Raw genomic sequence first — 18275 nt, 5'->3', positions numbered from 1 at the left:
AGGAGACACCATGGAACTGAGGCAGTTGCGCTACTTCGTGGCCGTTGCCGAGGAGCTGCATTTCGGGCGCGCGGCGAAGCGCCTGTTCATCTCGCAGCCGGCGCTGAGTTTCGACATCCGCAAGTTCGAGGACGCGCTCGGCGTGCAGCTCTTTTCGCGCACCAACAAGACGGTCGCGCTGACCAACGCGGGCGAGGTGCTGCTCGGCGAGGCGCGCCGGCTGCTGCTGCAGGCAGCCGAAGCCGAGCGCCTGACGGTGCGCTCCGCGTCGGGTCTCGCGGGCCGGCTGCGGATCGGCTTCGTCCACTCGATGCTGTATCGTGGGCTGCCGGACGCGGTGCGTCGCTTCGAGGCCGACTATCCGGGCGTCGAGGTCGTGTTGAGCGAGATGAACACGCACGCGCAGGTGCAGGCGATCCAGCGCGGCCAGATCGATCTCGGCTATGCGCACTGGGGCCGCTTCCCGCCCGACGTCGAATCGGCGCCCGTCTATGCGGAGCCGTTCGTGTGCTGCCTGCCGGCCGCGCATCCGCTCGCGCGGCGCAGGCAGGTCGCGCTCGCCACGCTCGCGACGGAACCGTTCATCCTGTTTCCGCGCGACGCCGCGCCGCACTATCACGACCTGATCATCGCGCAGTGCGTGAACGCGGGGTTCAGTCCGCTGATCCGCCACGAGGCACGGCTATGGCAGACGATCCTGTCGATGATCGAGTTCGGAATGGGCATCGCGCTGGTGCCGCAGGTGCTGCAGCGGGCGAAAAGCGATCGGCTCGCGTTCCTGCCGCTGAAGGATGCGTCGCTCGAATCGCGCACGCTCGCGCTGAAACGCAGCGGCACCGCCGAACCGGTGGCGCTGCGCTTTGCCGGCTACGTGCTCGCATCGATCGATGCGCTGCCCGCGCTCGCGGGCTGAGCGCGCGGCGCGTGCAATGGCGTTGGCAGCTGTTTGAAAAAAATTTGCACAAAGGGCTTTACGAACCCCAAAAGCTCTGACATAATTTGATTCTTCTTTGGGCGGTTAGCTCAGCGGTAGAGCACTGCCTTCACACGGCAGGGGTCACTGGTTCGATCCCAGTACCGCCCACCAAAGAATTCAAGGGCCTGCGTCTCACGACGCAGGCCCTTTTCGTTTTGGCGTCGCGCGTGTCCTGCACGACGCGGCGCCACGTCATGCGCCGCCGCGTCCGCTCGCAGGTAACGCCTTACCGCACGTCCCCCACCCGCTGCGCCGTCGCGTCAAACGCACGCTTCGCCTTGTCGACGATCTCGTCGACCTCCGCCTCGCGAATCACGAGCGGCGGCGACAGCAGCATCCGGTCGCCGGTCGCGCGCATGATCAGGTTGCCGTTGAAGCAGAAGTCGCGGCAGATCGTGCCGATATCGACACTCGCATCGAACCGCTCGCGCCGCTCACGATCGCGCGCAAGCTGAACGCCCGCGACGAGCCCTGCCCCGGCAATCTCCCCGACGATCGGATGATCGCCCAGCGCGGCACGCAGCCGGCGCTGGAAATACGGGCCGATCTCGGTCTTCACGCGCTCGATGATCCCTTCGTCGCGCAGCAACTTCAGGTTCGCGACCGCGACGGCCGCCGCCACCGGGTGGCCCGAATACGTGAGGCCGTGGTTGAATTCGCCGTTGTCGATGATCGGGCGCGCGACGCGCTCGTGTATGCCCACCGCGCCCATCGGTACGTAGCCCGACGTCAGGCCCTTCGCCATCGTGATCAGGTCCGGCTCGAAGCCGAAGTGCTGATGCGCGAACCATTCTCCGGTGCGTCCGAACCCGCCGATCACCTCGTCGGCCACCAGCAGGATGTCGTACTTGCGGCAGATCCGCCGGATTTCCGGCCAGTACGTCGACGGCGGGAAGATCACGCCGCCCGCGCCCTGGAACGGCTCGCCGATGAACGCGGCGACGTTGTCCGCGCCGAGTTCGAGAATCTTCGCCTCGAGCTGCTGCGCACGCGCGAGGCCGAACGCTTCGGGCGTCTCGCCTGCCTGTGCTTCGCCGAAGAAATACGGCTGGTCGATATGCACGATGTGCTCGACCTTCGACGGCATCTGCTCGTGCATGTAGCCCATCCCGCCGAGCGTGCCGCCCGCGATCGTCGAGCCGTGATAGCCGTTCCTGCGCGAGATCACGTATTTCTTCTGCGGCTTGCCCTGCACGCGCCAGTACTGGTGCACGAGGCGCAGCACGGTGTCGTTGCCTTCCGAGCCGCTGTTGCAGTAGAAGAAGTGGTTGAAGCCGGCCGGTGTCACTTCCGCGAGCATCGCGGAAAGCTCGATGATCGGCGGATGCGTGGTCTTGAAGAACGTGTTGTAGAACGGCAGTTCCTGGATCTGGCGATACGCGGCGTCGGCGAGTTCCTTGCGGCCGTAGCCGACGTTCACGCACCAGAGGCCGGCCATCCCGTCGATGATCTTGTTGCCGTCCGAGTCCCACAGGTAGACGCCGTCGGCCTTCACGATCACGCGGCTGCCGGCACGGTTGAGCGCGCCCATGTCCGAGAACGGGTGGATGTGGTGCGCGGCGTCGAGCGCGCGGTATTCGGCGGTCGAGTACTGCGAAAGTGCTTCGTTTCGATCGGTCATGTTTTCTCCGTCAAACAGCGCCGCACGCTTACACGTGCAGCAGCAGGTGCCTGCGTTCCCACGAGCTGATCACGCGGAAGAACGCTTCGTATTCGGTTTCCTTCAACGCCAGATAGGCCTTCACGAACTTGTCGCCGAGGATGCCGGCGAGCGGCTCGCACGCGGCCATCAGCGAGATGCCTTCCTCGAGGTTGCGCGGCAGTTGGTACGGCAGGTCGTAGCCGTCGGATGCGATCGGCTCGGTCGGCGCGAGCTGTTGCGTGATGCCGAGATAGCCGGCGGCGAGCGTCGCCGCGAGCGCGAGGTACGGGTTGCAGTCGACACCCGGAATCCGGTTCTCGATGCGTCGCGCGACGGGGCTCGACTGCGGAATGCGAAAGCCCACCGTGCGGTTGTCGTACCCCCACTGCACGTTGATCGGTGCGGCCATGAAGCGCGACAGGCGGCGATACGAGTTGATGTACGGCGCGAAGATCGGCATCAGCGCCGGCGTGTACTTCTGCAGCCCCGCGAGATAGCTGTGAAACAGCGGCGACACGACCCCGCCTTCGTCGGCGAACAGGTTGCGGCCGGTGCGCGCATCGGCGAGACTCTGATGGATGTGCATCGCGGAGCCCGGCTCGCCCTCCATCGGCTTGGCCATGAACGTCGCATACATGTTGTGGCGCAGCGCGGCCTCGCGCACGGTGCGCTTGAACAGGAACACCTGGTCGGCCAGCGACAGCGCATCGCCATGCACGAAGTTGATCTCCATCTGCGCGGCGCCGACTTCGTGAATCAGCGTCTCGATATCGAGGCCCTGCATTTCGCAGTACTCGTAGATGTCCTCGAACAACGGATCGAACTCGTTGACGGCCTCGATCGAATACGACTGGCGGCCCGTTTCCGCCCGCCCCGTGCGGCCGACGGGCGGACGCAGCGGCAAGTCGGGATCGGCGTTCATGTCGACCAGATAGAACTCCAGCTCGGGTGCGACGACGGGCGTCCAGCCCTTCGCCTTGTACAAGTCGAGCACGCGGCGCAGCACGTAGCGCGGCGAGATCTCGACCGGCGAGCCGTCGAAGTGCACGCAGTCGTGGATCACCTGCGCGGTCGGGTCGACGGCCCACGGGATCAGGCAGATCGTCGACGGATCGGGCACGCACACCATGTCGGGGTCGGTCACGCCGGTCAGCGACCCGTCTTCCGGATAGTCGCCGGTGACGGTCTGCACCATCACGGCCTGCGGCAGGCGCATCGACTCGCCGGATTCGAACTTGTTGCGCGGAATGATCTTGCCGCGCGCGATGCCGGCCATGTCGGGAATGATCGCCTCGACTTCGGTAATGCGGTGCTGACGCAGGAATTCGCTCAGTTCGGGTTGCATGATCGGTCTCGTTAGTCGATATCGATGTCGGATGCGGCCGGCGACGGTGTCGCGCCGCCGGCCGCATGAAGGCGGTGCGCCATCCGCGCGCGGCACGCCGCGCCGAATGCCGCGAAGATGTCGCGCGACAGCGGCTGCTCCGCGTAGCGCCATTCGGGATGCCACTGCACGCCCAGCGCGAACGCACGCGCGCCGCGCACGCTGACGGCCTCGACCAGCCCGTCGGGCGCGCTCGCTTCGACGGCAAGCCCTGCGCCCAGGCGCGCGATGCCCTGGTCGTGCAGCGAATTGACCGTCGCCTCGCGCGCGCCGCGCGCGATCCGCTGCAGCAGGCCGTCCGGCGCGAGCCGCACGACGTGCGCGGGACCGTACTGCCGTTCGAGCGGATCGGCCGGCCGTTCGCGATGGTCGTCGAAGCCGGTCGTCGCATGCAGCCGCTGATGCAGCGTGCCGCCATACGCGACGTTCAGCTCCTGCATGCCGCGGCAGATCGCGAGCACGGGTACGCCCGCGTCGATCGCCGCACGGATCAGCGGCAACGCGGTCGCATCGCGCGCCGGATCGTGCAGCGTGTCGGGCGCGCCCGCGGCGCCGCCGTAATGATGCGGCTCGACGTTCGAATAGCTGCCGGTCAACAGCAGCCCATCGACCGCCGCGACGATCGCCTCGGCCGGCTGCCGCGCGCCGAGCGCGGGCAGCACGAACGCCAGCGCGCCGGCGCCGTCGACGAGCGCGGTGAGGTACTTCTCGCCCGCCGCGTGGTTCGGATGGGCGCCGCGCAGGATGCGGTCGGCGGTGACGGCTACGATCGGTCGCGCACGCATCGGCGTCTCTCCGGTAATCGTGCACGACACGCTCGTGCGCGCAACGACGCAGGTCCATGGGTACGCCGCACGCGCGTGCAATCGCGCCGCGCCAGCGCAGGCGCAGACGCGATCCCGCCGCGCGAACGGTGCGGCAACAGGCGGTACGGCCCGGGACGGGAGCGGAAAGGGACGCTAGGGCAACAACGACGCGCTGCCGTCGCACTGCACCGCGCTGAACAGGTGCACGGTCACGAGATTGAAGCGGCGCGGGCCGCGATGGGAAATGGCGAAGAAACGAGGCTCGCGTAACGGGGCGGCGCGCGTGCCGCGATCAGCATGCCGGTTCGGCCCGGCCTGAGGCGGCGCGCCCGCCGACGGACTTCGCGTCCGGCGTATCGAAGGGCTGGCGGCTTTCACGATCGTACTCGACTGACTGATGGAGGCAGGACACGTGTCGCAATGCCGCGTGGCGACACGTCAGCAAGATGTCTCGCGCGCATTCCGGCGCAGGCCGGCCATCGTCGATGGCCTCGCCGCCGGTGCGCGCATGACGACTTCCTGACATTCAGCTTATATCACCTAAAAATTGCGTCAACTTTTCAGGGGGCGATGACGACACCGATCAGATGAAAAAAACGGCATCGATCCGCGCGATCGATGCCGTTTTGTGCATTGCATCGGCTTGCCGGCTACGGGCCGGCGGGGCAGGACGTGCCCTCGCGCCGCGCCGCCGCATCGTGGCGGCTCGTGCTCAGCGATGCGCGAGCGCGGTTTCGACGAGCGTCCGCAGCAGCGGCACGATCCGCGCGGCACGCGCTTCGTCGTACGCGTACGGACGCGTCTCTTCCATGTAGGTGATCTGCGACAGTTCGAGCTGCACGGCCTCGACGCCGGTCTCGGGCATGCCATAGTGACGCGTGATGTAGCCGCCCTTGAAGCGCCCGTTCGCGACGGCCGTGTAGCCGCCGTGCGCGAGTACACGCGCAGCCAGCGCCTCCGCGAGACCGGGCGCCGCACTCGCCCCGCTCGACGTGCCGAAGTTGAAGTCCGGCAGGCGGCCGTCGAAGAAACGCGGCACATGCGAGCGGATCGAATGCGCTTCCCACACGAGCACGCGGCCGTGTTCGCCCTTCAGGCGCGCGATCTCGCGTTGCAGCGCGTCGTGATACGGCAGCCAGTAACGGTCGCGGCGACGCATGATCTCGTCGTTGCCGGGCAGCGCGTTCGCCGGATACAGCGGCGCCTTGTCGAACGTATCGATCGGCACGAGCCCCGTCGTGTCCTGCCCCGGATACAGGTTCTCGTTGTCGGGCGGACGGTTCAGGTCGACGACGTAACGCGCGTGCGACGGCACGAGGATCGATGCGCCGAGTTCGGCCGCGAAGCCGTACAGCCGCTCGAGATGCCAGTCGCAATCGTCGACGAAGCGCGCGTCGGGCGTCATCGTCGCGGCGATGTCGTCGGGAATGTGCGTGCCCGCGTGCGGAATCGAGATCAGCAGCGGCAGCGTGCCCTGCTTCAGCGTGAATACAGCCGGTTGTTCAGTCATGTCGCCTCACCGTAAGAGTCTGCCGGCGCGCGCATGCGGCGCGCCGGTTGCCGCGCGTCAGCGCAGCAATTGCGCCAGCGCGGCGCGGTAGTCGGCATACGCGGCGGCTTCGTCGCGATGGCGGCGGCCGCTCACGACGCGCTCGCCGCCCGTGTAGACGTCGAGCACCGGCGTCTCGCCGTGTTCGGCGAACACGATGCCCGACAGCCATGCCGCGCTGTCGTGTTCGGCAATCGCCGGATGATCGGGATCGAGCACGAGCCAGTCGGCGCGACAGCCTGCACGCAGCGCGCCGATGCGCCGCCCGCTCGCCTGCGCGCCGCCCGCGAGCGACGCGTCGAACAGGCGATCGGCGACGTGCGCCTGCGATTCGCTCGCCAGCACGTTGCGCGCACGATGCACGAGCCGCTGCCCGTATTCGAGCAGGCGCAGCTCCGAGCGCCACTCGACCGATGCGTGGCTGTCCGAGCCGACGCCGATCACGCCGCCTTGCGCGAGATAGTCGACGGCCGGGAACACGCCGTCGCCGAGGTTCGCTTCGGTCGTCAGGCACAGCCCGGCGACCGCGCGACGCCTCGCGAGCGCCGCCGTCTCGGCCGCATCGACGTGCGTGGCGTGCACGAGGCACCAGCGCGCATCGACGTCGAATCGATCGAGCAGCCATTGCACGGGACGTGCGCCGTAAGCGCGCACGCAGTCGTCGACCTCGGCCGTCTGCTCGGCGATGTGGATATGCACCGGCGCATCGTCGGGCAACCCGTCGAGCAGCGCACGCAGCCCGTTCTCGGACACCGCGCGCAGCGAATGCGGCGCGACGCCGTAGCGCAGCCCGCCATGCTCGGGCGCCGCGCGACGCATCGCGTCGAGCAGTTCGAGCACGCCGTCGGGCGTGTTGATGAAACGGCGCTGGTCGTCGCGCGGCGGCTTGTTGCCGAAGCCCGCGAACTGGTACGACACGGGCAGCATCGTGATGCCGATGCCGGCCGAGCGCGCGGCGTCGATCACGCGCGAGCCGAGCTCGGCGATCCGCGGATAGCGCGAGCCGTCCTGCGCGTGATGCACGTAGTGGAATTCGCACACCGACGTGTAGCCGCACTTGAGCATCTCGACGTACAGCCAGCGTGCAATCGCCGCGAGCGCGTCGGGCGTGATCTTCAGCGCGAAGCGGTACATCAGGTCGCGCCAGCTCCAGAAGCTGTCGGCGGGATTCGCGCGGTATTCGGTGAGCCCCGCCATCGCGCGCTGGAATGCGTGCGAATGCAGGTTCGGCATGCCGGGCAGCACCGGCCCGGCCGCGCGCGCGACGCCCGCCGGGGCGTCGGTGTCGGGCGTCACGTCGGTCAGCGTGCCGGCCGCGTCCCAGCGCAGCAGCACGTTGCGGCGCCAGCCATCGGGCAGGTAGGCATGGTCCGCGAACAACATCGTGTCGGTCATTGCGAGTCCTCATCGACCGGATCCAGCACGCAAGCGTGTCGTCCGGCCCGGTACCGCGGCCGGCAGGCGCGAGCGCATCGCGCCCGCCCCTGCGTCGCGGCGATCGACCGGAGGGCGCGCTGGCGCGCCGGGCCCGGTCCCATGCAAGGCGTCGGCCGGGCCCGGTCCGTCACGACCCGGCCCGGCCGACGTGAAACTTATCCGTTCATCCGGCGAAACACGGTCGTGCCGCCGCGGACGACCTGCTCGCACAGCGGCCGGCCGATCCAGTACGCGAGCTCGGCCAGCGAGCCGACCGACCACGCGGCGAAGTCGGCCTGTCGACCGACTTCGAGCGCGCCGTGACGATCCGCGCGGCCGAGCGCCGCGGCCGCATGGCGCGTGACGCCCTGCAGCACCTCGGGCACCGTCATGCGGAACAGCGTGCAGCCCATGTTCAGCGTCAGCAGCAGCGATTCAAGCGGCGACGTGCCGGGGTTGTGATCGGTCGCGAGCGCGATCGGCACGCCGTGCTTGCGCAGCAGCTCGATCGGCGGCAGTTGCGTTTCGCGGATGAAGTAGTACGCGCCGGGCAGCAGCACGGCGACCGTGCCGGCCGCCTTCATCGCCTCGATGCCGGCTTCGTCGAGAAATTCGAGGTGATCGGCGGACAGCGCGCGGTAGCGCGCGGCAAGCGCCGTGCCGCCCGCATTCGACAGTTGCTCCGCATGCAGCTTCACCGGCAGCCCGCGCCGCGTCGCGGCCTCGAACACGCGCTCGGTCTGCGCGAGCGAAAAGCCGATGCGTTCGCAGAACACGTCGACCGCGTCGACGAGCCCTTCGTCGGCCAGCGTCGGCAGCATCCGGTCGCACACTTCGTCGATGTACGCATCCGCGCGGCCCGCATATTCGGGCGGCAGCGCATGCGCGCCGAGGAAGGTCGTGTAGACGCTGACCGGGAAGCGCTCGCCGAGCTGGCGCGCGACGCGCAGCATCTTGCGCTCGCTCGCGAGGTCCAGCCCGTAGCCGGATTTGATCTCGATCGCGGTCACGCCTTCGGCGAGCAGCGGCTGCAGGCGCGCGGCAGCCTGCACGAACAGCGTCGTCTCGTCGGCCGCGCGCGTCGCGCGCACCGTCGACACGATCCCGCCGCCCTGCCGCGCGATTTCCTCGTAGCTGACGCCCGCGAGGCGCTGCGCGAATTCGTCGGCACGCGTGCCGCCGTACACGAGGTGCGTATGGCAGTCGACGAGGCCCGGCGTCACCCACGCGCCGTGCAGGTCCTCGCGCCGCCAGTGCGCGTAACCGTGCGGCAGCGCGGACAGCGCGCCGAGCCACGCGATCGTGCCGGTTTCGTCGACGGCGATCGCCGCGTCGTCGATCGTCTCGTCGGGATGGCCGTGCGGACACAGCCTCAGGTGATGCCAGACAGTCGGTTTCATGCGTTCAGTCTCGTTCGCCGACGGCAAGCGTGACGGCGAGCAGCGCGCCGCTTCCGCTCACGACGACGTCAAACGCACGCGGCGGCCCGTCGAGCCGCAACGTGTCCATGTCTTCCAGCGCGTAGTGCATGCCGTCGATGTCGACGCCGACCGCACCGGCCGCGCAGAACAGCAGCACGGTATCGGCCGGCGCAAGACGGTGCGCGCCCGCGCGCCACACGTCGAGCGCGCCACGCGCGGCGCAACGGCGCGTCATCAGGTTGAAGTCGCGCGTCGCGCCGTCGTGCAGCGTCGCATCGATCGCCGTCTCGCCCGCGAAATCCGCGCGGGCCAGCGGCGCGTCCAGCACGTGCCGCGCGCCGCCCGCTTCTGCGAGCGTCATGCCCGCGCCGGACAGCAGCACGAGCGTACGGTCGACGCCGTCGAAACGCGAGAACGGCCCGGCCGTGCCGACGTCCGCGACGCTCACGCGCCACGCGAACGCATCGAGTGCCGCGCCGGGCGGGAACGCGCCGATTTCGCGCGTCACGCCACCGCCGTTCTTCCACCGCGACGCAACGAGATCCGCCGCGCGGATTACCGCGACGGCCGGTGTTGCGTTCGCCGGCGCCTGATCGAGCGCCGTCATGCTCAGCGGCCGAGCATCGGCAGCTTGAGGCCGGCTTCGCGAGCCGTCTGCTGCGCGAGTTCGTAGCCGGCATCCGCATGGCGCATCACGCCCGTCGCCGGATCGTTCAGCAGCACGCGACCGAGACGCTCGTGCGCGTCGGCCGTGCCATCGGCGACGATCACGACGCCCGAGTGCTGCGAGAAGCCCATGCCGACGCCGCCGCCATGGTGCAGCGACACCCACGACGCGCCGCCTGCGGTGTTCAGCAGCGCGTTCAGCAGCGGCCAGTCGCTGACGGCGTCCGAGCCGTCCTTCATCGATTCCGTCTCGCGGTTCGGGCTCGCGACCGAACCGGTGTCGAGGTGGTCGCGGCCGATCACGATCGGCGCCTTCAGTTCGCCGTTCTTCACCATCTCGTTGAACGCCTGGCCGAGGCGATAGCGATCCTTCACGCCGACCCAGCAGATCCGTGCAGGCAGGCCCTGGAACGCGATGCGCTCACGCGCCATGTCGAGCCAGTTGTGCAGGTGCGGATCGTCGGGGATCAGCTCCTTCACCTTCTGGTCGGTCTTGTAGATGTCTTCCGGATCGCCGGACAGCGCGACCCAGCGGAACGGGCCCTTGCCTTCGCAGAACAGCGGCCGGATGTACGCCGGCACGAAGCCCGGGAAGTCGAATGCGTTCTCGACGCCCATTTCCAGCGCCATCTGGCGGATGTTGTTGCCGTAGTCGAGCGTCGCCGCGCCGCGTTCCTGCAGCGCGAGCATCGCGCGCACCTGGACGGCCATCGACTGCTTAGCGACCTTCACGATGCTCTGCGGATCGACCTTTTGCGCTTCGCGCCATTGCGCGACGGTCCAGCCTTGCGGCAGGTAGCCGTTGATCGGATCGTGCGCGCTCGTCTGGTCGGTCACGCAGTCCGGCGTGATGCCGCGCGCGACGAGTTCCGCGAACACGTCGGCCGCGTTGCCGAGCAGGCCGACCGACACCGGCTTGCCGGTGCGCTTCGCTTCGTCGATCATGCCGAGCGCCTCGTCGAGCGTCGTCGCCTTCTTGTCGACGTAGCGCGTCTTCAGGCGGAAGTCGATGCGCGTCTCGTCGCATTCGACCGCGATCATCGAGAAGCCGGCCATCGTCGCGGCGAGCGGCTGCGCGCCGCCCATCCCGCCCAGGCCGCCCGTCAGGATCCAGCGGCCCGACGGATCGCCGTTGAAGTGCTGGTTCGCGACCGAGAAGAAGGTTTCATAGGTGCCCTGCACGATGCCCTGGCTGCCGATGTAGATCCAGCTGCCGGCCGTCATCTGGCCGTACATCATCAGGCCCTTGCGGTCGAGCTCGTGGAAGTGATCCCAGTTCGCCCAGTGCGGCACGAGGTTCGAGTTCGCGAGCAGCACGCGCGGCGCATCCTTGTGCGTGCGGAACACGCCGACCGGCTTGCCCGACTGGATCAGCAGCGTTTCGTTTTCCTCGAGATCCTTCAGCGACGCGAGGATCTGGTCGTAGCATTCCCAGTTGCGCGCCGCGCGGCCGATGCCGCCGTACACGACGAGCGCGTGCGGATGTTCGGCGACTTCCGGGTCGAGGTTGTTCTGGATCATCCGGTAGGCCGCTTCGGCCAGCCAGGTCTTGCACGTCTTCTCGCTGCCGCGCGGCGCGCGGATCGTGCGCGTCGGATCGAGACGGGGATCGATGTGTTTCGGATGGTTCATGACGACTGCTCCCGAGGGAAATTGAGATCAATAAGGAATCAGAAATGCCCGGTGAAGCGATAACGGCTGCCGGGATGCCACAGATTCGCCACCGAGGCGACGACGCCCTGCGACCAGGTGCGCCGATGTAAAACCAGACACGGCTCGACGTCGTCCATCCGCAGCTGCTCGCGCCGCTCCGGCGCCGGGGCCGCCGCTTCGATCCGGTACTCGACGCGCTGCAGCGGCGCCGCGCGCATCAGGTACAGGTTCGGCGTCGTGTTCGTGAAATCCTGCTCGGCGTAATCCGGCGCGACCGCCGGATTCACCCATCGTTCTTCGAGCTGCACGGGCTCGTCGTTTTCGAAGTGCAGCACCTGCGAATGAAACAGCTTCGTGCGCACGGCCACCTGCATCTCGTCGGCGAGGGCCTCGTCGGCGCGGATCGTGTCGAGGCCGAGCACACTGGCGCGGTATGCATGCCCGCGCGCGCCGACTTCCTCGGAGATGCTGCGGATCGCCACCAGCGTCGACTCGTACTTCGGCCGCGCGACGTAGGTGCCCGCGCCCTTCATGCGCGTGAGCACCTGCTCCGCCGTCAACTCGCGCAATGCGCGGTTGACGGTCATGCGCGCCACCTTGAACTCGCGCGCCAGTTCGTTCTCGGACGGCACCTGGTCGCCCTCCTCCCACTCGCCGGCGTGAATGCGGGCCAGGATGAAATCCTTGATCTCCTGGTAGACCGGCGCGCTCATCGGCTTACTGTTCCGATGCGAACGAGAACGGCGCGACCTTCGCGAACGCACGCTCGCCGACGAGCTTCGCGATCGCCGCGATGTCCGGCGCGAAGTAGTGGTCGAGTTCGTAGTGCGCGACCTGGCTGCGAATCGTCTCCATCACCGGCGCGAGCTTCGGGCTCGTGTGGTACGGCGCACGCAGGTCGACGCCCTGGGCGGCGGCCAGCAGCTCGATCGCGAGGATGTGCTTCGTGTTGTCCGCGATGTCGGCGAGCTTGCGCGCGGCGAACGTCGCCATCGACACGTGGTCTTCCTGGTTCGCCGAGGTCGGCAGCGAGTCGACCGACGCCGGGTGCGCGAGCGTCTTGTTTTCCGATGCGAGTGCGGCCGCCGTCACGTGCGCGATCATGAAGCCGGAGTTCACGCCGCCGTCCTTCACGAGGAACGGGGGCAGGCCCGACAGCGTCGCGTCGATCAGGAGCGCGATGCGGCGTTCGGCCAGCGCGCCGATTTCCGCTGCGGCGAGCGCGAGGTTGTCGGCGGCGAACGCGACCGGCTCCGCGTGGAAGTTGCCGCCCGACAGCACTTCGCCGGTGTCCGGGAAGATCAGCGGGTTGTCCGACACGGCGTTCGCTTCGACGAGCAGCACGTCGGCCGCGTGGCGCATCTGGTCCAGGCACGCGCCCATCACCTGCGGCTGGCAGCGCAGGCTGTACGGATCCTGCACCTTGTCGCAGTCGCGATGCGACTGGTTGATCGGCGAGCCTTCGAGCAGTTCGCGGTACGACGCGGCCGCGTCGATCTGGCCTTGGTGGCCGCGCAGTTCGTGGATGCGCGCGTCGAACGGCTTCACCGAGCCGGCCGCCGCGTCGACCGACAGCGCGCCGGCGACGAGCGCGGTGCGGTACAGGTCTTCGATCGTGAACATGTTGTCGAGCGCGAGCGCGGTCGACGCCTGCGTGCCGTTCAACAGCGCGAGGCCTTCCTTCGCTTGCAGCGTCAGCGGCGCGAGGCCCGCGACGCGCAGACCGTCGAGCGCGCTCGCGCGCTCGCCGCGGATGAACACTTCGCCGACGCCGAGCAGCACGGCCGACATGTGCGCGAGCGGCGCGAGGTCGCCCGACGCGCCGACCGAGCCCTTCACCGGGATCAGCGGCAGCACGTCGGCGTTGAACAGCGTGATCAGCGCGTCCATCACTTCACGACGGATGCCCGAGTGGCCGCGGCCGAGGCTCGACAGCTTCAGCGCCATCAGCAGGCGCACCGACGAACGCGCCATCGGCTCGCCGACGCCGACCGCGTGCGACAGCACGAGGTTCTTCTGCAGCAGTTCGAGCTGGTCGTGCGGGATGTGGGTGCTCGCCAGGCGGCCGAAGCCCGTGTTGATGCCGTAGGCCGGCTCGCCCTTCGCGGCGATGTCGGCGACGGCCTTCGCGCCGGCGTCGATCTTCGCGAAGCTGGCCGGGTCGAGCTTCAGTTGCACGGATTCACGTGCGATCCGGCGCAGTTGCGGGAGCGTCAGGTGGCCGGGGGTCAACGTAATCATGTGAGCAATCCTGTCTAGACAAGTTCGGAATGGATTGAAGTGTAGCCACCCACACTTGTCTAGACAACCCGTTTTTCATTATTCCGACTCGGGAGTTTCCCTGATGCCCGGCAGGCCCGCCGGGCCGGTCGCCGCGATCCGGCTCTTAACATCTGTTGCAATTATTTTATTTTTGGCAACATACGAATCATCACTCGCCACGGAGACCGTCATGCCCTTCCCGTCACGATTCGCCGCCCGCCTCGGCTTCCCCCTGCTCGTCGCCGCGTGCGCGCTCGCGCACGGTGCGTCCTTCGCGGCGGAGCGGCTGTCCGGCACGCTCGACAAGATCCGCCAGGCCAACCTGATTTCGATCGGCCATCGCGAAACGTCGGTGCCGTTCTCCTATGTCGATGCCAGCGGCAAGGTCGTCGGTTTCTCGCAGGACCTGTGCGACCGCGTGATCGCGGCGGCGAAGGCGCGCACCGGCAAGCCCGACCTGCAGGTGCGCTTCATTCCGGTCACGTCGCAGAACCGCATTCCGCTCGTGCAGAACGGCACCGTCGATCTCGAATGCGGCGTGACCACCAACCTCGCCGCGCGCCATGCGCAGGTCGCGTTCTCGACCACCTTCTTCGTCGCGACGACGCGCCTGCTCACGCGCACGAGTTCGGGTATCCGCGACTTCCCCGATCTCGCCGGCAAGACGGTCGTGACGAACCAGGGCACGACGTCCGAACGCCTGCTGCGCAAGATGAACGAAGAAAGGAAGATGGGCATGCAGATCATCGGCGCGAAGGACTACGGCGAAGGACGCCTCACGCTCGAATCCGGCCGCGCGGCCGCGTACATGATGGACGACGTGCTGCTCGCGGGCGTGCGCCAGCTCGCCGCGAAACCGGCCGACTGGCGGATCGTCGGCACGCCGCAATCGTCGGAGGCGTACGGGTTCATGCTGCGCAAGGACGATCCGCAATTCAAGGCGCTCGTCGACGGCGTGCTCGTGCAGTTGATGAAAAGCGGCGAGATCGACGCGCTGTACGACAAGTGGTTCTTGAAGCCGGTGCCGCCGAAGGGGCTGTCGTTCGACTTCCCGATGAGCGACGTGATCAAGGCGCGCTATGCGGCGCCGAACGACGCGCCGCTCGAGTGAGCGCCGCGCGTCGACACCGGCTTACGCGCGCGTCCACGCGACGCACGCCGCGTAGCCGGGCGCCGCGTCGAGCCACGCCGAGTCGAACGCCGCGACGCCGGCGGCGGGCGCGGCCGGCTCGACGATCGTCGTCGCGGGCGTCGCCGCGTCGCGCGGCGGCACGACCGCGAACGCGCGCAGCCCGCCGACGATGCCGGTGCCGAGCGCCTTGAGCAGCGCCTCCTTTGCGGACCACACGCGCATGAATTCACCCTCGCGCGCGCCGGGCGGCAGGCCGTCGAGATACGCGATCTCGGCGGGCGCGCACACTTCGCGCGTCAGCGCACGCCAGTCGGTCGCGCGGTTGCAGCCCTCGATATCGACGCCGACGCGGCCTGCCGGCGCCCACGCGAGCAGCGCATGCTCGCCCGCGTGCGACACGTTGAAGTCGAGCGACGCGCGATGCGCAGGGTCCAGCGACGGCCGCCCCGCTGCGTCGACGACGATCGCGACCGCACGCGGCGCGATGCCGAGCGCCGCGCCGAGCACGTCGCGCAGCGCGGCGCGCGTCGCGGCGCTGCGCACCGCATCCTCGTGCCGCAGGAAGCGCGCGGCGCGGGCGCGCTCGTCATCGCTCAGCGCCGCATACGCGGCCGACACGAGCGGCACGCGCCAGTCGAAATCGACGCGCGCGATCCGCACGCCGGCGCGCGCCGCGGCGGGCGGCACGTCGAGCGCATGCATGCGCCATGCGCGGGGCGTTTCAACGGAAGAAGCGGAATCGGACGGAATGGACATCGGCGCGCGGCAGTCGGTGCGGTAAAACGAAAGGTCCGATGTTAATCGATCGTGCCGGCCTGCGGCCGCTGCGACACGATCGGGCATTGAACGGGGCTGCGCGATGCGTGCGCGGATGCGTGGTCACCCGTTCGCGGCGATGCCGGGCAAGCCGCTCCCCGTCAGCCGCCCGCGCGACGCCGGGTGCAGCGCGTGCACGACGCCCGGCGCATCGGCCGGCAGCACGCCGTGTTGCAGCCAGTACAGCGCGACGGGCCACAGCGTGTCGGTGAAGCGGCTGTGGAAAAACGCGAAATGGCCGATCGCGTCGACGCCGATGTCGGCCGGCGCGATCCGCAGATGCGTGACGTTGCTGCCCGTGTAATAGCCGGCCAGCCGCTCGATTGCGTCGACCGTGCCGAACGCGTCGTCGTCGATGCCGATCGCGAGCATCGGCGCCGACAGCCCCGCGAAGCGCGCCGGCAACGCGGTGCGACTCGTGGCGCCGTCGTCGAGCACGCTGCCGATGTAGCCATCCTCGAAACGCGGCTGCGAGCGCGCCCACGACAGTGCGACGCCGCGCGGCGTGTCCTCCATCCAGCCGAGCCGCTTCGCGGGCACGTAGCCGAACACGGCCGCGAGCGCGGGCATCGCGACATGCCACTTCCACCACATCCGGCGTCGCTCGGCCGGCAGGTAATCGCGCCAGTACGCATACTGCGCGCCGACGGTGACCACATGCCGCGCGTGCACGTTCGATGCCGCGAGGCCGAGCACGCAGCCGCCGATGCTGTGCGCGACCACGTCGAGCGGCTGCCCCGGAAACGCGTCGCGCGCGTAGTGCAGCGCGGCTTCGCAATCGAGCCGCCCCCAGTCGAGCCAGTTCGCGTCCAGCTTGGCGAGCCGCGCCGGGCGCGACCCGCCGATGCCGCGATAGTCGTAGACGAGCACATCGCGCCCTTGCGCGAACAGCCAGGCCGCGAAACGAAAGTAGTAGTCGCAGCGCACCGACGTCGCGCAATTGACGACCGTCACGGGCCGCACGGCGCCGCCGCCGCGATGGCGCCAGACATGGGCGCGCAGTTCGTAGCCGTCGGCTGCGCGCAGCGTCACGGGTTCGGGTGGCAACGCGTCGGCCGTGCGATTGGCCTGTGGCGCGCCGCTGTTCTCGTTCGAAATCGTCATCGTGTCTCCTGTCGACCAGAGTTAGCGCTTTAGCGCTTACTCTGGTCCCATGGCGTGGCTGGTTGGAGTTAGCGCTTCAGCGCTTACTCCAACCCCACGGCGGTCGACCGGAGTTGGCGCTTTAGCGCTTACTCTGGTCCCATGGCGTGGCTGGTTGGAGTTAGCGCTTCAGCGCTTACTCCAACCCCACGGCGGTCGACCCCAGTTAGCGCTTTAGCGCCTACTCTGGTCCCATGGCGTGGCTCGATGGAGTTAGCGCTTCAGCGCTTACTCCATCCCCACGGCGGTCGACCCCAGTTAGCGCTTCAGCGCCTACTCCGGTCCCATGGCGTGCCCGGTTGGAGTCAGCGCTTCAACACTTGCTCCACGCCCCGCCCTCCGCAATCACCCCGCCTCCATTGAACTTGACGCACGCCCCGTTCTCAACCAATCTTGCCGCTCCGTTCGCATGAGTCACACGCATGTCAATGCCACTCGTCCGTCTCCCGTCGCTCGATCTCGTCCGCGGTTTCGTCGCCGTCGGCCGCCGCATGAGCATCACGCTCGCCGCGCAGGACCTGTGCGTCACGCAGTCGGCGGTCAGCCGTCAGATCCATGCGCTCGAAGCGCATCTCGGCGTTGCGTTGCTGCAGCGCGGCTACCGGAAGATCGCGTTCACGCCGGAAGGCGAGCGACTGTTCCGCGTCGCCGATGCGGCGCTGCACGGCCTGCAGGACACCGTCGCGTCGCTCGCCGCCGGGCGCGAGCGCCAGCCGGTGACGATCACCGCCAGCATCGGCGTCACCGCGCTGTGGCTGCTGCCGCGGCTCGGGCGGCTGCAGGCGCGCCTGCCCGGGATCGACCTGCGCGTCGCCGCGAACGACAAGGTACTCGATTTGCGCGCCGAGGGCATCGACCTCGGCATCCGCTACTGCCCGCGCGAGCGCGCACCAGCCGGCGCGCTGCGCCTGTTCGACGAGATCGTCGTGCCGGTCGCGCATCCCGCGCTCGCCGCGCGGCCGATCACGAGCGCGGCCGCGATCGCCGATCACGTGCTGCTCGAATTCGACGGGCCGCCGCAACCGCAGTTGCAATGGCACGCGCACCTGCACGCGGCCGGGCTCGACGACGCGCGCCCGAAAGGCGTGCTGCGCTTCAACCAGTACGACCAGGTGATCCAGGCCGCGATCGCGGGCCAGGGCATCGCGCTCGGGCGGCTCGCGCTCGTCGCGCCAATGCTCGCCGACGGCCGGCTGGCGGCGCTCGGGCCGCACACGCGGACGCTGCCGCCAACGTACGGCTACTGGCTGTTTCAGCACGATCCGGCCCCGCGCCGCGAGGTCGTCGACGTGCGCGACTGGATGCTCGCCGAAGCAGCCGAATGCGATGCGGCGATGCACGCGCACGATACGGCGTCGGGCTGAACCGGCAGCTGGGCGGCTGCGCATGACCACCGGCTCACGCCGCCC

15 protein-coding genes and 1 tRNA gene are annotated in these 18275 nt (G+C 68.7%); 4 read left to right on the top strand and 12 right to left on the bottom strand.

Going from position 1 to position 18275, the window contains the following annotated elements; all coding sequences use genetic code 11:
• Positions 1 to 10 precede the first annotated feature (10 nt).
• Both KPB06_RS13375 and KPB06_RS13370 read left to right on the top strand, forming a co-directional pair.
• On the top strand, positions 11 to 913 hold the full coding sequence (locus KPB06_RS13375; RefSeq protein ID WP_275906095.1) for a LysR family transcriptional regulator: 903 nt from the start codon (positions 11 to 13) through the stop codon (positions 911 to 913).
• Between the two features lie 99 nt (positions 914 to 1012).
• A tRNA-Val gene (locus tag KPB06_RS13370) sits at positions 1013 to 1087 on the top strand.
• A gap of 115 nt (positions 1088 to 1202) precedes the next feature.
• Here KPB06_RS13370 and KPB06_RS13365 read toward each other — a convergent pair.
• The 10 genes from KPB06_RS13365 to hutH all read right to left on the bottom strand — a co-directional run bounded on the left by KPB06_RS13365 (position 1203) and on the right by hutH (position 13754).
• Positions 1203 to 2597, bottom strand: coding sequence for an aspartate aminotransferase family protein (locus tag KPB06_RS13365; RefSeq protein ID WP_275906094.1), 1395 nt, complete (start codon positions 2595 to 2597; stop codon positions 1203 to 1205).
• Between the two features lie 28 nt (positions 2598 to 2625).
• Positions 2626 to 3963: a glutamine synthetase family protein gene (locus KPB06_RS13360; RefSeq protein WP_060966349.1), complete on the bottom strand. Its 1338-nt coding sequence runs from the start codon at positions 3961 to 3963 to the stop codon at positions 2626 to 2628.
• Positions 3964 to 3974: 11 nt separating this feature from the next.
• Positions 3975 to 4787, bottom strand: a complete 813-nt coding sequence (locus KPB06_RS13355; protein ID WP_059578332.1) for a gamma-glutamyl-gamma-aminobutyrate hydrolase family protein — start codon at positions 4785 to 4787, stop codon at positions 3975 to 3977.
• Positions 4788 to 5520: 733 nt separating this feature from the next.
• Entirely contained in the window at positions 5521 to 6318 is a 798-nt protein-coding gene (gene hutG / locus KPB06_RS13350) for an N-formylglutamate deformylase (protein WP_059578330.1), read from the bottom strand.
• A 57-nt stretch (positions 6319 to 6375) separates the two neighbouring features.
• Positions 6376 to 7752 carry a formimidoylglutamate deiminase gene (locus KPB06_RS13345; protein WP_059578327.1) on the bottom strand — a complete coding sequence of 459 codons (1377 nt, stop codon included), beginning with the start codon at positions 7750 to 7752 and terminating at the stop codon, positions 6376 to 6378.
• 197 nt (positions 7753 to 7949) lie between these two features.
• The gene (gene hutI, locus KPB06_RS13340; protein ID WP_059578324.1) at positions 7950 to 9173 is read right to left on the bottom strand and encodes an imidazolonepropionase; all 1224 of its coding nucleotides are present in this window, start codon (positions 9171 to 9173) and stop codon (positions 7950 to 7952) included.
• Between the two features lie 4 nt (positions 9174 to 9177).
• A complete protein-coding gene (locus KPB06_RS13335; RefSeq protein WP_059578323.1) occupies positions 9178 to 9801 on the bottom strand; it encodes a HutD/Ves family protein in 624 nt (207 codons plus the stop codon).
• 2 nt (positions 9802 to 9803) lie between these two features.
• The gene (hutU, locus tag KPB06_RS13330; protein ID WP_059578320.1) at positions 9804 to 11492 is read right to left on the bottom strand and encodes a urocanate hydratase; all 1689 of its coding nucleotides are present in this window, start codon (positions 11490 to 11492) and stop codon (positions 9804 to 9806) included.
• A 38-nt stretch (positions 11493 to 11530) separates the two neighbouring features.
• Positions 11531 to 12226, bottom strand: a complete 696-nt coding sequence (hutC, locus tag KPB06_RS13325; RefSeq protein ID WP_059578316.1) for a histidine utilization repressor — start codon at positions 12224 to 12226, stop codon at positions 11531 to 11533.
• A 4-nt stretch (positions 12227 to 12230) separates the two neighbouring features.
• Complete coding sequence (hutH, locus tag KPB06_RS13320; RefSeq protein WP_059640055.1) at positions 12231 to 13754, bottom strand: histidine ammonia-lyase; 1524 nt, start codon at positions 13752 to 13754, stop codon at positions 12231 to 12233.
• 211 nt (positions 13755 to 13965) lie between these two features.
• Here hutH and KPB06_RS13315 point away from each other — a divergent pair, with 211 nt between their 5' ends.
• On the top strand, positions 13966 to 14886 hold the full coding sequence (locus tag KPB06_RS13315; RefSeq protein WP_275906093.1) for a glutamate/aspartate ABC transporter substrate-binding protein: 921 nt from the start codon (positions 13966 to 13968) through the stop codon (positions 14884 to 14886).
• A 21-nt stretch (positions 14887 to 14907) separates the two neighbouring features.
• On the opposite strand, the gene KPB06_RS13310 is transcribed toward KPB06_RS13315, so the two are convergent.
• Together KPB06_RS13310 and KPB06_RS13305 are read right to left on the bottom strand one after the other, a co-directional pair.
• On the bottom strand, positions 14908 to 15663 hold the full coding sequence (locus tag KPB06_RS13310; protein ID WP_275906092.1) for a 4'-phosphopantetheinyl transferase family protein: 756 nt from the start codon (positions 15661 to 15663) through the stop codon (positions 14908 to 14910).
• 123 nt (positions 15664 to 15786) lie between these two features.
• Positions 15787 to 16827: an alpha/beta hydrolase family protein gene (locus tag KPB06_RS13305; protein ID WP_275906091.1), complete on the bottom strand. Its 1041-nt coding sequence runs from the start codon at positions 16825 to 16827 to the stop codon at positions 15787 to 15789.
• Between the two features lie 461 nt (positions 16828 to 17288).
• On the opposite strand from KPB06_RS13305, the gene KPB06_RS13300 reads away from it, so the two are divergent.
• A complete protein-coding gene (locus tag KPB06_RS13300) occupies positions 17289 to 18230 on the top strand; it encodes a LysR substrate-binding domain-containing protein (protein WP_059578302.1) in 942 nt (313 codons plus the stop codon).
• Positions 18231 to 18275 lie beyond the last annotated feature (45 nt).

Source organism: Burkholderia semiarida (genome assembly GCF_029268935.1).
Taxonomy (GTDB): domain Bacteria; phylum Pseudomonadota; class Gammaproteobacteria; order Burkholderiales; family Burkholderiaceae; genus Burkholderia; species Burkholderia semiarida.
Note: the sequence above shows the minus strand (reverse complement) of the source record. Positions and strands in the feature narration are given on the sequence as shown.